This window comes from Demequina zhanjiangensis, assembly GCF_030418315.1.
In the GTDB taxonomy this organism is placed as follows: domain Bacteria; phylum Actinomycetota; class Actinomycetes; order Actinomycetales; family Demequinaceae; genus Demequina; species Demequina zhanjiangensis.
This window is the reverse complement of record NZ_JAUHPV010000002.1, coordinates 27,737-42,498: the sequence shown is the minus strand read 5'-3', so window position 1 is coordinate 42,498 and position 14,762 is coordinate 27,737. Positions and strand designations below refer to the sequence as shown.

Here is a 14,762-nt window from a genome sequence, read left to right as displayed (position 1 = left end):
GCCAGCGCGCGTGAAGGCGCGTGGGCGCAGTTGTCGACGCGCGCCGCCCCCATACGCGCGCGCACAATGACGGTATGGACGCAACGGAGCGGGTCAGGACCACCATCGGCGGACTTCAGATGGCGGAGGTCGACATCCTGTCGTGGCATTGGTACGCGGAGCAGGTGCTCGAGAAGGTCGAGGCCGACGACCTGGTCGTGTTCTGGTACACCGCCCACGGGATGCGCGGCGTCGCTCCCTTCCTCGCGAACGACAGGTACGTCGAGGTGTTCTTCTCCGACCCTGACGTGAAGCACGCCTTCCGCTCCGACGACCCGGCATCCGTGCCGATCCACGGGCGGCAGGAGACCAGGGCGGCCGGGCTGCATGAAATCGTCGAGGCGCTCGCGAAGGGGGAGACGCTCCACCTGGCGGCCCGTCCGTCGGTGTCGTCTGCGGTCTAGAGGAGCCCAGCATCGCGGCCTGCCGGCAGCCGGTCGGAGGTCGCGTGCGCAGGTGAGGCTCACCTCACCGCATCGTCCCTGCTAAGCGTGGCAACGGAGACGGGCGTACCGTGAGCGTATGAAGGCATGGCTGGGCCGCAACCTTGAGATGATCGTCCTCGTCGTGTCCGGGCTCCTGCTCGCGGGCGGAGCCGTCGCGTGGTGGGTCGACGCCGACGTGGCCGCGCGGTGGATGTGGATCGCCTGCACGGTCCTCGGTCTCGTGTTCGCGCTCGCCGCCACGGTGCAGGCCGCAGCGCAGAAGCGGCCCACGGTGGACATCATCGCGGTGCTCGCGCTCGCGGGCTCGCTCGCCGTCGACGAGCCCCTCGCCGGAGCGATCATCACCCTCATGCTGGCCACCGGGCAGGTGCTCGAGGCCATGGCCGACGCCCGTGCGCGTCGCGAGCTCAGCCTCCTCACGGCCAGGGCGCCCAGGACGGCGCGTCGCATCGTGGCCGACGGGCTCGAGGAGATCCCCGTCGCCGACGTGCGGATCGGCGACCGGCTGCTCGTCCGCCCCGGTGAGGTGGTACCGGTCGACGGTCGGTTGTCCGACGACGCGACCTTCGACGAGTCCGCCCTCACCGGGGAACCGCTTCCGGTCGGGAGGCCCGCGGGCGAGGACGTGCGCTCCGGCGTGGTCAACGTCGGCGGCCCGGTGGAGATCCTCACGACCACCACCTCCGAGAGCTCCACCTATGCGGCGCTCGTGCGGCTCGTGGAGGAGGCGCAGGGGATCTCGGCGCCGTTCGTGCGCAGCGCGGACAGATGGGCGGTCGCGTTCGTGCCGCTCACGCTCGTGCTCGCGGGCGCCGCGTGGGCTGTGTCGGGCGACCCGGTGCGCGCTGTCGCGGTGCTGGTCGTCGCGACGCCGTGCCCGCTGCTGCTGGCCGCGCCCATCGCGATCGTCTCGGGCCTCTCGCGCGCCGCGCGCCTCGGGGTCGTCGTCAAGGGCGGAGGCGCGCTCGAGCAGCTCGCCCAAGGTCGCGTGGTGCTCGTGGACAAGACGGGCACGCTCACCCGCGGGCGCCCCGAGCTGGCCGACGTCATCACCGCGCCCGACGGCGATGGCGAGGAGGCGTTGAGGCTCGCGGCCTCCGTGGATCAGCTCTCCGCGCACGTGCTCGCCGGGCCGATCGTCGAGGCCGCGAGGGAGCGGGGCCTCGACGTCGTCATGCCGACGGACGTGCAGGAGGTGCACGGGCAGGGCGTCGAAGGCATGGTCGGCGGGCATCGGGTGCGCGTGGGCCGCATGACCTGGATCGCCGGCCACACCCCGCCGCGCTGGATCAGGCGGGTGCGCAAGCGCGCCGACCTGGACGGCTCCGCGAGCTCGCTCGTCGAGGTCGACGGCGAGGTGGTCGCGGCTCTCCTGCTGCGCGACCCCATCCGCCCGGACGCGCCCCGCATGGTCCGTGCCCTGCGCCGCGCGGGCGTCACCCGCGTCGTCCTCGCGACGGGGGACCGGGCCGACGTGGGCGCCGCTGTCGGCCGGATCGTCGGGGTGGATCAGGTGCTCGCGGACTGCACGCCTGAGGACAAGCTCGAGGCGCTCGGCCGCGAGCGGGGCCACGGCGCCACGATCATGGTGGGTGACGGCATCAACGACGCCCCGGCGCTCGCCGCCGCCGACGTGGGGGTCGCCCTCGCCGCCCGCGGCGCCACCGCCTCCTCGGAAGCCGCCGACGTGGTGCTCACCGTGGACAGGATCGACGCGCTCGCGGACGCCATGGCCGTCGCGGCGCGCTCGCGCAGGATCGCCTTCCAGGCCGTCGCGGTGGGCATGGGGCTGTCGCTCGTCGCGATGGTGGCTGCGGCCTTGGGCTACCTGGCCCCCACCGTCGGTGCGGCCCTGCAGGAGGTGATCGACCTGCTCGCGATCGGGATCGCGCTCAGGGCGGTGCTGCCGGGACGGCTCCACTCGGTCGCGCTGAGCGAGGAGGACAAGGAGACGCTCGCCGCGCTGCGGGAGGAGCACGACAGCGTGTCGCCCCTGGTGGAGAGGGTGGCGTCCGTGGCGGACGCGCTTGACGCGCACGACCCCGACGTCTCGGAGGCGATCGCGCTCGTCGACGCTCTCGAGACGGACCTGCTTCCGCATGAGCGCGCCGACGAGGAGCGGCTGGTGCCGCTCGTCGCGAGGGCGCGCGGCACCGACGAGGCGGTCATGGCGCTCAGCCGCACCCACGCTGAGATCGAGCACCAGGTGGGGCGGCTGCGTCGGCTCCTCGACAGCATCGACGGTGATGCGGAGCCCGACGACATCGTGGAGCTGCGGCGCATGCTGTACGCGCTCTACGGGGTCCTGCGCCTGCACAACGCGCAGGAGGACGAGGACGCGTTCAGCCTGCTGCCGGCGCATGGCTAGGCACGTGCTGCCGACGGGCGCCGGACGAAAGGGGGGTCGTGTCGGAACCCCCATCACGGCGTCGGCAGGCCCTAGCGTCGGCTCTATGACCTCCTACGCGCTTCCCGAGACCGTCGACCTGAGCGACGGCCTGACCATGCCGAGCATCGGCCTCGGCGTCTACACGATCACCGACGGAGACGTGTGCCAGCGCAGCGTCGAGTCGGCGCTCGCGTCCGGCTACCGCCTGATCGACACGGCCGTCGTGTACGGCAACGAGCGGCCGGTCGGTCGGGGGATCGCCGCGTCCGGGGTGCCCCGCGGCGACATCTTCGTGACCACCAAGATGTGGCTGAGCGACTACGGCTACGAGGCTGCGGTCGCGTCGATCGACGCCTCGCTCGAGCGGCTCGGCCTCGACTACGTGGACCTCATGCTGCTGCACCAGCCGTACCCGGACTGGTCCGGCGCGTGGCGCGCCATGGAGGAGGCGGTGGATGCGGGCAAGATCCGCTCGGTCGGGGTCAGCAACTTCGAGATCGCGGACATCGACGCCCTGCTCGCCGTCGCCCGCATCGCGCCGGTCGTGAACCAGATCGAGATGCACCCCTTCTACCAGCGGCCCGAGCTCGTCGCCCATCTGCGGGACAAGGGCATCGCGATCGAGTCGTGGGCGCCGCTGGGGCACGGGCGCCAGCAGCTGCTCTCTGAGCCCGTCCTCGCGGAGTTGGCGGCGAAGCATGGCCGCACCGTGCACCAGGTGCTCCTGCGCTGGCATCTTCAGCAGGGCTTCATCGTCATCCCGAAGTCGACCAACCCCGCGCATATCGCCGCGAACCTGGACGTTCACGACTTCGCCCTCGACGACGAGGACATGGCGCGTGTCGCGGGCCTCGATACCGGGCGTCCGAACCGCCGCATGCCACGCTGGCTCCAGCGCGCCATGTTCCCGCGGTTCCGCGCGCGTCAGCTCCCCTGACCTCCGCAAGGGCTGTGCGCGGGCCTCGCCCCCGGGTCCCACGCACAGCTCTTGCGGATCCCCGTCCGGTCAGGAGGGTAGCGAGGTGTCGGTGAGGCGCTCGGCCTCCACCCACAGCTTCGCCGCGGTGTCCTCGTCGAGCGCCTGCTTGGCGGGTTCGGTGAGCGCGACCGGGCCGATCATGTTCATCCGGCCGGTCGGACCGTAGTAGTCGCCGCCGTTGACCTTGGGGTCGGTGGCCGCGACAAGGACCGCGACCGCGCCCTCCTCGACGCCCTGGGTGGGCATGATCTTCTGGGAGAAGCCGGTGGAGGAGCGCACCTTCGACGAGCCGATGCTCGCGCCGGCGGTCTGCAGGTTCGTGTTCGTGTAGCCGGGGTGGGCGATCGCGGAGATGAGCGGCCAGTTCCGCTCGGCGGCGACCTTGGCGAGGTGCAGGCCCATCATGTGGTCGGCGAGCTTGGAGTCGCCGTACGCGCCGAATCGGCTGTAGCGTCGACGCTCGCGCTGGAGGTCGTCCAGGACGATCCGTCCCTGGCGGGCAAGGTTGCTGCTCAGCATCACGACTCGCGGCGCGGGGGACTCGAGGAGTCGTGGCAGGAGTCGCATCGTGAGTGCGAAGGCGCCGAAGAAGTTGGTGCCCATGTGCAGCTCGAAGCCGTCGACCGTGGTCATCCGCGTGGGTGCGGCCATGAGGCCCGCGTTGTTGATGAGCGTGTCGATGCGGGCGCCGTCCGCGAGAACCGCGTCCGCGAAGCGCGCGATGGAGCTCAGGTCCGCCATGTCGACCAGCGCGAGCGTGAGATCCGCCTCCGGGTGCTGGGCGAGGATCTCCTGACGCGCGGCCTCGCCCTTCGCGAGGTCGCGGACGCCCATGATCACCGCTCCGCCCGCCTCGACGAGCCTGCGCGTCGTCTCCTTGCCCAGGCCGCTGTTCGCGCCTGTGATGACAGTGACCCTGCCGGTCTGGTCGGGTACCTGATACATGGGTGCTCCTTCTTCGGGGCGGGCGGAGCGCCCGCCAATGCCCCCACCGAACCGTGCCGGGCGTGTCGGAGGGGAGTTCCCGACGAAAGGGGTTCTTTCACAGCCTCTTTCCTTGACGGAAACCCTGCGTAGCCTGCCCGCATGCCTGAGCCTGGTCCTGCTCCCGCGGTCGACGCCGCCCCTCCCCGACGTCGTCCGCTGACCGGCGGTGACGTGGCGTGGGGCGTCGGTGTGGTCCTGTATCTCGGCTTCGTCGCCTTCGCGACGCTCGCGCCGACGCCGTGGGCGACCCAGGGCGCGCAGCCGCATCGGGGAATCCTCGATCCGGAGATGTGGGCCGATCCGGTGACGTGGACCAGCGGCTCTCCGCGTGAGTTCATGCTCAACGTCATGCTGTTCGTGCCCGTGGGCCTGCTTGCCGCTCGCTTCGGCGTGGTTCGCGGGTTCGCCGCCTCTGTCGCGCTGACCTTCGCGATCGAGGTGCTGCAGATCCCCATGCCTGACCGCATCTCGGATCCGCGCGACCTGGTGGCGAACGCTGCCGGCGCGGCCTTCGGCGTCGCCGTCGTCGCGTCGGCTCGTCGTTCCGCTCTGCCGTCGCAGCCCTGACCCCACCCTGAGAGGACACCGTGATGACCCGTCATTCCCGACGTTCGGGCGCCGCAGGGGCGGTGGCCGCGACAGTGGCCGCCTTCGTCGCGGGCTGCTCCTCCGTGGACGTGGAGCCGGATGGCGCCTCTCGTGGCGCGGTGCCGTCGACGGAGGCGCAGCCGTCCGGCGGGGGAGGCTCGGATGCCGGGCTCGATCCGGTGCCCGCGCTCGTGCCTGACGCCTACCGTGCGCCAGCTGAGGCTGCCGGAACGCTCGAGGTCGTCCAGTATGCGAGCCGCCACGACCCTGAGGGGGCGTCGGAGGTCGCGAAGGAGGCGCTCGTGTACCTGCCCCCGGGCTACGGCGAGGCCGACGCGTCGGCCCGATACGACGTGCTGTACCTGATGCACGGCGGCGGTGGCGGCATCAGGTCGTGGATGGGCGACCCGTCGCGGCCCACGGCGCTGCCCTCGATCTTCGACCACATGATCGCCGACGGCCTGGTGCGACCGATGATCGTGGTCGCGCCGACCTATGACACGGGGTACGGCTCAGGAGGTGCCACCTTCCAGCGCAACGTCGAGGCGTTCACGGACGAGCTGGTCGAGGACCTGATCCCCGTCGTGGAGGAGCGCTTCCGCACCTTCGCGGAGTCGGTCGATGCCGACGGGCTGGAGGCGTCGCGGGAGCATCGCGCGTTCGGCGGCTTCTCGATGGGTGGTGTGACGACGTGGCACATGCTCGAGAACGCGACGGAGGTCTTCGCGCACTACCTCCCGATGAGCGGCGACAGCTGGAATCAGGGGATGATGGGCGGCCTGTCGGCGACTGAGGCGACGGTGGCTCAGCTGGAGGAGGGCGTGCGCGAATCGGGCTACGGTCCGCGGGAGGTGTTCGTGTTCTCCGCGACGGGCTCGGAGGACATGGCGGTGCCGAACATGGACGCGATGGCTGCGGAGGTGCGGGAGGGCTCCGATGTGTTCGCGTACACGGATCGTGGCTTCTCGGAGGGCAACTTCATGTACTGGGTGGTCGAGGGGCATCTGCATGACTATCCGTGGGGCTACGACTACGTGTACAGCGGTCTGCAGATGTTCTTCCCCGTGCGCTGAACGCACAGCGACGTGAAGTTTTGCACTCACTGCAAAAATGCGCTTGACGAAATATTGCAGTGAGTGCAACTATGGAGACATGGACACCAGCGAGAACTCGAGCAGCGGCCTCCGGCAGCGCAAGAAGCGCGCACGTCGCGCCGCGCTTGTCGAGTCCGCCCAGACCCTCGTGCTCGCCCGCGGCCTCGACGCCGTCACCGTCGAGGACATCGCGGCCGAGGCCGGAGTCTCGGCCCGCACCTTCTTCAACTACTTCGATTCGAAGGACGAGGCCGTCCTCGGGCTCCCGGGCACCGACATCGACGCCGACGTGGTCGACACCTTCGTGGCCGGCGGCCCCACGGGTGAGGCGTTCGACGATCTCGTCGTCGTGGCTCGCGCGCTCGTCTCAGGGCTCGCGGCCTACAAGGAGGGGATGAAGCGCAGCATGGCGCTCGCGGAGAAGGAGCCCAGCCTCCTGTCCCAGCAGATCGCCTGGTTCGACGCGCAGAAGGCCACCTTCGCCGCCCTGCTCGAACAGCGCATCGCCTCGGGCGCGGCGTCGGCCGACCCTGAGCTCGGAAGCGGCCTCCTCATGCTCCTGCTCCAGAACGTCGCCGTCGCCTGGGGTCGCGAGGACTGCACCCGCGATCCCGAGCAGGTCCTCGACGGCGTGATCGCCCAGCTCACGGACCTCATCCCTCCCGGCCGCAGCCCCGCCTGACGGCCGTCTCGACCTCACTTCTCCTTCTACCCGCACCGGTGCGCTCGCGCACTGCGGGCTGCCCAGACACTGAAAGGTCCCTCATGTCCGACTCCACCGAGACGGCGGCTCCACCCGACAAGCCTGTCGTTCAGCTCACGCAGCGCACCGTCTGGATCATCTTCGGCGCGCTCATGGCCAGCATGCTGCTGTCCTCGCTCGACCAGACCATCGTCTCCACAGCGATGCCGACCATCGTCGGCGAGCTGCACGGCGTCGAGCACCAGGGCTGGGTCGTCACGGCCTACATCCTGGCCGTCGCCATCGTGATGCCCTTGTACGGCAAGTTCGGCGACCAGTGGGGTCGACGCTGGCCGTTCATGATCGCCGTGGTGCTGTTCACCACCGGATCGCTCCTGGGCGGGCTCGCCCAGAACTTCCCCGAACTGGTCGCGGCGCGCGCCGTCCAGGGTCTCGGTGGCGGTGGCCTGATGATCCTGTCGCAGGCGATCATCGCCGACATCGTGCCCGCCTCGCAGCGTGGCCGCTACCTCGGCCCTATGGGTGCCCTCTTCGGCATCTCGGCAGTGATCGGCCCGCTCCTGGGCGGCTGGCTCACCGACGGGCCCGGCTGGCGCTGGACCTTCTGGATCAACGTGCCCGTCGGCATCATCGCCGTCGTCATCGCTTGGTTCGCCCTGCGCATCCCCACGCACCGTTCCGACCGTCCCGTCGACTGGGCGGGCATCCTGACCATGGTGATCAGCACCACCGGCATCGTGATGCTCACCAGCTGGGAGTCGCTCGGCAACGACGGCTACGACTGGTCGAGCCCGAGTCTCTCGGGGCTTGCCATCATCACCGTGCTCGCCATCGCCTCGTTCATCGTGGTCGAGAACCGTGCGGCCGAGCCGCTGATCCCCCTCCGCCTGTTCAAGAACACGACGTTCACGATCACGACGCTGATCGGCCTCGTGCTGGGCATGGGCATGTTCTCCGCGATCGCGATGCTGCCCACGTTCCTGCAGATGGCGACCGGCGCGGGCATCACCCAGTCGGGCTTCCTGATGCTCCCGATGATGGCCGGCATGATGATCACCGCGATCGGCTCGGGCTACCTGATCAGCGCGAATGGGCGCTACAAGATCTACCCCGTGCTCGGGCTCGCGATCACCGCGGGCGGCATCGCGTGGCTCACCCAGATCACCGGCGACATGTCGATGGTGCTGTTCGGCGCCATGATCTTCGTGCTCGGCGCGGGCATGGGTCTGGTGATGCAGACGATCGTGCTCGCCGTGCAGAACTCGGTGGACCCGCACGAGGTGGGCACCGCGACCAGCTCGAACAACTTCTTCCGTGAGATCGGGGCGGCGATCGGCACTGCGCTGTTCACGACGATCTTCACGTCGCGTCTGACGGACAACTTCGCCGATCTGCAGGAGTCGATGGCGGTGACCGGAGACGCGACCGCAGGGGCGGGCGCGTTCGACGGCTCCAGCCTCACCCCCGAGCTCGTGCAGTCGCTGCCGGAGCCCGTGCAGACGGGCGTCGTGGAGGCGTTCACGAACGCCCTCGCCCCGTCGTTCTGGTACCTCGTGCCGCTCGTCGTGGTCGGCTTCGTCCTGACGCTGTTCCTGCGTGAGGTGAAGCTGTCGGACGAGGCCGGCCTGGTCGCGCGCGGCGAGGCCGTCGCGGCCGACGCGCACTGACCGATCCCACCCTCCCCTTCGGCAGTGCGGGCCCTGCCATCCTCAAGCCGAGAGGCTCGGGATGGCGGGGCCGTCCTGCGTTCGGGGGCCTCCGTTCGGGACTTCCGTCCCGCGCAATTTGACGCATGTCGAGTAATCCTGTGAGGACACGATCACCTGCGTCCAAGGACGGCCGCGAGCATCTGTTCCCCGGCGGTTGCCCCGGCGCGCCCTGAGCGCCCGGAAGAAGGAAGCATCGATGAAGCTGCTCGAATCAGGCCGCATCGGCACCATGGAGCTCAAGAACCGCGTCTTCATGGCCCCCATGGGAACCACCACAGAACCGGACGGCTCGTTCCACGAGCGGTCGATCCGCTACTACGAGGAGCGGGCCAGAGGCGGCTTCGGGCTCATCATCACCGGCGCCAACCAGGTGTCCACCGAGTTCGAGCAGAAGGCCTGCAACATCATCGGCACCGACCGGTCGATGGAGCAGATGAAGGAGCTCGTGAGCCGCATCCACGCGGCCGGCGCGAAGCTCTGCATCCAGATCACCCCCGGCCTGGGCCGCATGCAGCTCCCGTACGCCGCCGAGGTCGCACCCCTCGCGGCGAGCGCCGTCGAGTCCTACTGGTTCCCCGGCCTCATGTGCGAGCCGCTCAGCGTGGAGCAGATCCAGCACCTCGTCGCCAAGATGGGCGAGGGTGCGGCCTTCGCCAAGGCCGCCGGTGCCGACGCCGTCGAGATCCACGGCTACGGCGGCTACCTGATCGACCAGTTCTCGTCCGCGCTGTGGAACAAGCGCGAGGACGAGTACGGCGGCGACCTCAAGGGCCGGATGAAGTTCGGGCTCGACATCGTCGCGTCCGTGCGCGAGGCCGTCGGTCCCGACTTCCCCGTGCTCTACAAGTACACGCCGTACCACGGCGTCCCGGGCGGCCGCGAGCTCGAGGAGGGTCTCGAGCAGAGCCGTCTCCTCCAGGAGGCCGGTGTCGATGCCCTCCACGTTGACATGGGCTGCTATGAGGCCTGGTACAAGGCGATCCCGACGGTCTACCAGCCGCAGGCCCTGCAGTCGTGGCTCGCCGCGGAGGTCAAGAAGATCGCGACCGTTCCCGTGCTCACCACCGGCAAGCTCAACGACCCCGGCGTCGCGGAGAAGGTCCTCGCCGACGGCAAGGGCGACTTCATCGGTCTCGGCCACGGCGCGCTCGCGGAGCCGAACTGGGTCAACAAGGTCGCCGCGAACAAGGCCTATGACGTCACGCCGTGCATCGGCTGCAACGAGTGCCTCTTCTCCGGCTTCAGCGGCGGGCACTACGTGTGCGCTGTGAACCCGACCTGCTACGCCGAGGACATGAACCCGATCGAGCCCGTCACCGAGCCGAAGCGCGCGCTCGTGCTCGGCGGTGGCCCCGGCGGCATGGAGTTCGCGCTCACCGCGGCGAAGCGCGGCATCGAGGTCGAGCTGTGGGAGAAGGGCCCCCGCCTGGGCGGCACCCTCTACGCGGCCGGCGGCCCGTCGTTCAAGTCGGACGTCAAGGACTATGCCGACGTGATGGTGAACCGCACCCTCGCGTCGGACGTCGTCGTCAAGACGATGAAGGACGCCACGGTCGAGGAGATCCTCGAGGGCGGCTGGGACAAGGTGGTGCTCGCCACCGGCGCCCGCCACACGATGCCACCGATCCCCGGTATCGAGAGCGCGTCCGTGGTGAAGGCCAACGACCTGCTGACCGGGCGTGCCTCGCACGGCAAGAAGGTGGTCGTCATCGGCGCGGGTCTCGTCGGTTGCGAGGCCGCCGCGATGATCGCCCAGACCGCCGACTCGGTCACCGTGGTCGAGATGGAGGACAAGATCCTCGCGACCGTCACGCACTGCCGCAACAACGAGCTCGCACTCGCCCAGCTCTTGGAGGACTCCGAGATCGACTTCGTGACCGACGCGAGGGTCACCCAGATCGCCGACGACGGCCTCACCTACAGCAAGGGCGGCGCCGAGACCACGATCGACGCCGACACGGTCGTCATCGCCGCCGGCTACACGCCGAACGACGAGCTGCGCATGGCGCTCGAGGGCAAGGTCGACGTCTCCGTGATCGGTGACGCGGTCGAGGCGGACAGCATCCTGTCCGCCGTCCATGGCGGGTTCCAGCTCGCGCGCACGCTCGGCACCGAGCTGCCGCTCCTGACCGCCGCAGATCTCGCCGCTCAGGCTCCTGTCGCGACCGACTGACGACCTGCAGACCGGGGAGGGGCTCCGGCGTCGAGAGACGCCGGAGCCCCACCTTCTCCACCTCATGGCGGGACCGCCTCGCGTCGACCGCGCGGTCGCGGCATAGTGGTCCTACTGAGCAAGGGGGCATTCATGGGGGGCTATCTCTCGAGCGTCGTCGACTTCGTCTTCGGACGGTTCCCGGAGAGCGACGACGGCCGCAGGGCACGCGAGTCGCGTGGCGTCGCGCTCGCGTGGGTACGCGTCGTGGACGGCGCGGTTCCAGGTCTTGGATCCGACTGGCGTCGCGAGGAGTGGCTGGTCGACGCGGGGCGGATCGCCGCGGGCGACACCGTGCTGACGATCGACTCGGTGGACCCGGGCGAGCGCGCGCCCGACGCGAATGACAGGTCTCATCTCGGCTCGCAGCACGTGGTCCTCGCCGTGCGGTCCGGCAACGCGCACGTCGAGGTGGCGCTCCGTGAGGAGTCGCAGGACTGGTTCCGTGCGCGAGTCTCCGGTGACAGGGCCGTCTGACTGACCGTGCGTCAGGTGCTTGAGCGCTGCACGACCGCGGCGACCGGCATCTCGCCGCTGGCGACCTTCTCCGTGTCGTCGAACGGCACGTCCAGTGCCTCCAGGGTGGCGTGCGCGACGGCGAGAGCCTGAGGGCCCAGCTGGGGTCGCACCGTCGTCAGCGGGGGCTCGCTGAAGCGCGCCGCCGGGATGTCGTCCATCCCGACGATCCCCACGTGGCCCGGCACGTCGACGCCGTGAGTGCGAAGGCTGGCGAGCACCTCGAGCGCCGTCACGTCGTCGAAGGCGCAGACGCCGAGCCGTCCTTCCGAGGAGTGCCACGCGTCGACCAGCGCCGCGAGCTCGTCCTCCGTCCGGTACGTGCGGTGCTCAAGCGGCACGCCATGCTCGTCCGCGGCTGCGCGAGCGCCGGCGAGGCGACCGGCCGGGCGGATGGGATGCCCGATCTCGGGTCCCGCGACGTACACGAGCCGGTCGTAGCCGCGGTCGACCAGGTGCGTCGCCTGCGCGTGCCCCATGTGCTCCTGGTTGAGCGTGACGGTCCGGGTGCGGTCGGGGAAGTCGGCGATGTAGCCGTGGACCTCGACGACTCCCGCCTGGGCCAGCAGCGCCGACTCCTCGTCGGAGAGCGGCACGAGGCTCAGCACGGCGGCCGGGTGGACGGCGGTCAGCAGCTCGCGCAGCGGAGCCGAGCGCTCGATGTGAGTGACGCTCAAGAGTCCGTGCTCCGCGAGGTGACTTCCCGCGAGCTCGAGGTAGCGCATGACGGTCTCGCTCGACGCCCAGTGGGGGACGAGCATGAGCACGAGCTTCGAACGGCCGGAGCGGAGCGCTGCCGCGTGCGGCGAAGGCAGGTAGCCGAGCTCGGCGGCCGCTGCCAGCACCGCCTCCCGAGTGGCGGGGGAGATGCGTTGCGTCGGATTGTCGTTGAGGACGAAGCTGACGGTCGCGCGGGAGACTCCGGCGCGCCGGGCGACGTCCGCGCTCGTGGGGCGCCGGCGTGCGCCCTCGCCTGCAGGCGCAGGTGAGCCCGGTGCCGTGCGTTCGTCTGGCACCGGGCTCACCTTCCCTTCATCAGAGCTCTGTGGCGACCTCGAAGGCGTCCCAGATCGCGTACATGATGTTAGACACCTTGCGGGCGTCCCCGAGCACGTGGAACGGGATCCGCGAGGCGGCGACCGCGTCGGCGAGGGTCGCGGAGGACTTGTAGCCGATGGCGGTGACGACCGCGTCGGCCTCCACCGTCAGCGTCGCGTCCTGGACCTTGACCTCAAGGCCGGTCTCGGTGGTGCGCTGCGCGAACGCGTTCGCGACGACCTCCACGCCCTTGTAGGTGACGAGGTCGTGCAGCATGTCGTGGTTCGCGTGGCAGAGCGGGCCGGACATGGACAGCACGTCGGCGCCCGCCTCGACGATGGTGACCTGCGTGGTTTCATCGAGCTCCTTGAGGTGGAGCGCGAGCTCGCAGCCGGTGAGGCCGCCGCCCACGATCGCGACCCGCTTGCCCGCGAGGGGCGCCGGGTCCATGAGCGCGTCGATGGCCTCGGTGACGGGCACGGCGTCGCCCAGGTCGAGCGTGCGTGGGCTCGAGCCGGTGGCGAGGATCACGTGGTCCGCGTCGGTCTCGTCGATCATCTGCTCGGTGACCGGGGTGTTCAGGTGCACGGGCACCTGGAGCTCCTCGAGCTGGCTCGCGTACCAGGCGATGAGGTCGTGGTCGTCCTCCTTGAAGGATGGCATGCCGCCCGCGACGACCACGCCTCCGAGCCTGTCGCCGGCCTCGAACACCTCGGGGCGGTGCCCACGCTCGGCGAGCACGCGTGCCGCCTCGAGCCCGGACATGCCGCCGCCGATGATCATGACCTTCTTGGCGCGCAGCGCGGGGCGGACCTTGCGGTCGGCCTCGCGGCCCGCCTCGGGGTTCACGGCGCAGTTGAGCGAGTTGTACGCCTGGATGCGGCCCATGCAGCCTTCCTGGCAGGAGATGCAGGGGCGGATCGTCTCGGTGCGTCCGGCGCGCAGCTTGTTGACCCACTCAGGGTCGGCGAGCAGCGGGCGGCCGAGGCTGATCAGGTCGGCGAAGCCCTCCTTGACGGCGCGGACGGCGCGGTCGCCGTCGTCCATGCGGCCGGCGAGGATCACGGGCACGTCGGGCAGGGCGTCCTTCACCTGCTTGGAGTAGGGCATGTAGAGGCCCTTCTCCTGGTACATCGGCGGGTGCGACCAGTACCAGGAGTCGTAGGAGCCGACGTCCAGGTCGATCGCGTCGTAGCCCCAGTCTGTGAGCAGGCGAGCGGCCTCGATGCCCTCCTCGATGTCGCGGCCCATCTCCTCGAACTCCTCGCCGGGCATCGCGCCCACGCGCCAGTCCTTGATCATGGACTTGGGGGAGAAGCGCAGGGTGACGGGGTAGTCGTCGCCGCAACGCGTCTTGATCTCCTCGAGCACCTCGCGCGCGAAGCGCAGGCGGTTCTCGAGCGAGCCGCCGTAGGAGTCGGTGCGCTGGTTGAACATCGAGATCGCGAACTGGTCCAGGAGGTAGCCCTCGTGGACCGCGTGGATCTGGATGCCGTCGAAGCCGCCGCGCTGTGCGTTGAAGGCGCCCTTGCCAGCGTTCTTGACGGTGGTGTGGATCTCCTCGACCGTCATCTCGCGGCAGGTCTGCTCGCCCCAGCGGTAGGGGATCTCGGACGGCGCGACGGGCAGGTTCCCGGGCTTGATGAACTGCGGCATGATCACGCGACCGAATCCGGGGGAGATCTGCAGCATGATCTTCGCGTCGTACGCGTGGACGCGCTCGGTCATCTCGTTGGAGGTGCGGATGAAGTGGCCGGGGTTCACCACGGAGGAGGCGACGGACGGGCGGGGCACGTCCTCGGCGGGGTTCTCGCAGAAGGTGACGCCGGTGATGATGAGGCCGGTGCCGCCCTTGGCGCGGGCCACGTAGTACTCGATGCCGCGGGCGTTCCAGCCGCCGTCGGCGTCGGAGAACCCGAGCGGGCCCATGGGGGCCATCGCGAAGCGGTTCTTGAGGCGGAGCTTCCCGAGCATGTAGGGCTCGAAGAGGACGTCGGTGGGCTGCTCCGCGCGGACGCGGGGCGTGGAGAGTGCGGTCATGTGGTCTGGTCCCTCGGATCGT

At 69.9% G+C, this 14,762-nt stretch carries 12 protein-coding genes; 9 read left to right on the top strand and 3 right to left on the bottom strand.

The annotated features are described in order from the left end of the window. Positions 1–74 precede the first annotated feature (74 nt). The 3 genes from QQX04_RS02855 (at position 75) to QQX04_RS02845 (ending at position 3,811) form a co-directional block, all read left to right on the top strand. Positions 75–443 (top strand): hypothetical protein, encoded by a 369-nt coding sequence (locus tag QQX04_RS02855; RefSeq protein WP_301126106.1) that lies wholly within the window; start codon positions 75–77, stop codon positions 441–443. 118 nt (positions 444–561) lie between these two features. Beyond that, positions 562–2,853, top strand: coding sequence for a heavy metal translocating P-type ATPase (locus tag QQX04_RS02850; RefSeq protein ID WP_301126104.1), 2,292 nt, complete (start codon positions 562–564; stop codon positions 2,851–2,853). 85 nt (positions 2,854–2,938) lie between these two features. Further along, positions 2,939–3,811, top strand: coding sequence for an aldo/keto reductase (locus QQX04_RS02845; protein ID WP_301126102.1), 873 nt, complete (start codon positions 2,939–2,941; stop codon positions 3,809–3,811). A gap of 69 nt (positions 3,812–3,880) precedes the next feature. On the opposite strand, the gene QQX04_RS02840 is transcribed toward QQX04_RS02845, so the two are convergent. After that, positions 3,881–4,798 (bottom strand): oxidoreductase, encoded by a 918-nt coding sequence (locus QQX04_RS02840; RefSeq protein WP_301126100.1) that lies wholly within the window; start codon positions 4,796–4,798, stop codon positions 3,881–3,883. Positions 4,799–4,939: 141 nt separating this feature from the next. Between QQX04_RS02840 and QQX04_RS02835 the strand changes: the two genes are divergently transcribed. From QQX04_RS02835 to QQX04_RS02810, 6 genes are all read left to right on the top strand, one after another. Next, positions 4,940–5,407, top strand: a complete 468-nt coding sequence (locus QQX04_RS02835; RefSeq protein ID WP_301126098.1) for a VanZ family protein — start codon at positions 4,940–4,942, stop codon at positions 5,405–5,407. Between the two features lie 23 nt (positions 5,408–5,430). Next, positions 5,431–6,501, top strand: coding sequence for an alpha/beta hydrolase (locus tag QQX04_RS02830; protein ID WP_301126096.1), 1,071 nt, complete (start codon positions 5,431–5,433; stop codon positions 6,499–6,501). Between the two features lie 79 nt (positions 6,502–6,580). Further along, entirely contained in the window at positions 6,581–7,204 is a 624-nt protein-coding gene (locus QQX04_RS02825) for a TetR/AcrR family transcriptional regulator (protein ID WP_301126094.1), read from the top strand. A gap of 83 nt (positions 7,205–7,287) precedes the next feature. Beyond that, positions 7,288–8,892 carry an MDR family MFS transporter gene (locus QQX04_RS02820; protein ID WP_301126092.1) on the top strand — a complete coding sequence of 535 codons (1,605 nt, stop codon included), beginning with the start codon at positions 7,288–7,290 and terminating at the stop codon, positions 8,890–8,892. A gap of 238 nt (positions 8,893–9,130) precedes the next feature. After that, positions 9,131–11,107, top strand: a complete 1,977-nt coding sequence (locus tag QQX04_RS02815) for an NAD(P)/FAD-dependent oxidoreductase (protein ID WP_301126090.1) — start codon at positions 9,131–9,133, stop codon at positions 11,105–11,107. A gap of 132 nt (positions 11,108–11,239) precedes the next feature. Continuing rightward, a complete protein-coding gene (locus QQX04_RS02810; RefSeq protein ID WP_301126088.1) occupies positions 11,240–11,623 on the top strand; it encodes a hypothetical protein in 384 nt (127 codons plus the stop codon). An 11-nt stretch (positions 11,624–11,634) separates the two neighbouring features. Here QQX04_RS02810 and QQX04_RS02805 read toward each other — a convergent pair whose 3' ends face one another. Then, positions 11,635–12,678: a LacI family DNA-binding transcriptional regulator gene (locus QQX04_RS02805; RefSeq protein WP_301126086.1), complete on the bottom strand. Its 1,044-nt coding sequence runs from the start codon at positions 12,676–12,678 to the stop codon at positions 11,635–11,637. A gap of 19 nt (positions 12,679–12,697) precedes the next feature. Continuing rightward, entirely contained in the window at positions 12,698–14,740 is a 2,043-nt protein-coding gene (locus QQX04_RS02800) for an oxidoreductase (RefSeq protein ID WP_301126084.1), read from the bottom strand. Positions 14,741–14,762 lie beyond the last annotated feature (22 nt).

Bases quoted from the DNA above. Each gene is read 5' to 3' on its own strand.
- QQX04_RS02820 (WP_301126092.1), top strand. From the start codon at position 7,288: ATGTCCGACTCCACCGAGACGGCGGCTCCACCCGACAAGCCTGTCGTT.
- QQX04_RS02825 (WP_301126094.1), top strand. From the start codon at position 6,581: ATGGACACCAGCGAGAACTCGAGCAGCGGCCTCCGGCAGCGCAAGAAG.
- QQX04_RS02830 (WP_301126096.1), top strand. From the start codon at position 5,431: ATGACCCGTCATTCCCGACGTTCGGGCGCCGCAGGGGCGGTGGCCGCG.
- QQX04_RS02850 (WP_301126104.1), top strand. From the start codon at position 562: ATGAAGGCATGGCTGGGCCGCAACCTTGAGATGATCGTCCTCGTCGTG.
- QQX04_RS02855 (WP_301126106.1), top strand. From the start codon at position 75: ATGGACGCAACGGAGCGGGTCAGGACCACCATCGGCGGACTTCAGATG.
- QQX04_RS02800 (WP_301126084.1), bottom strand. From the start codon at position 14,740: ATGACCGCACTCTCCACGCCCCGCGTCCGCGCGGAGCAGCCCACCGAC.
- QQX04_RS02810 (WP_301126088.1), top strand. From the start codon at position 11,240: ATGGGGGGCTATCTCTCGAGCGTCGTCGACTTCGTCTTCGGACGGTTC.
- QQX04_RS02835 (WP_301126098.1), top strand. From the start codon at position 4,940: ATGCCTGAGCCTGGTCCTGCTCCCGCGGTCGACGCCGCCCCTCCCCGA.
- QQX04_RS02845 (WP_301126102.1), top strand. From the start codon at position 2,939: ATGACCTCCTACGCGCTTCCCGAGACCGTCGACCTGAGCGACGGCCTG.
- QQX04_RS02815 (WP_301126090.1), top strand. From the start codon at position 9,131: ATGAAGCTGCTCGAATCAGGCCGCATCGGCACCATGGAGCTCAAGAAC.
- QQX04_RS02840 (WP_301126100.1), bottom strand. From the start codon at position 4,798: ATGTATCAGGTACCCGACCAGACCGGCAGGGTCACTGTCATCACAGGC.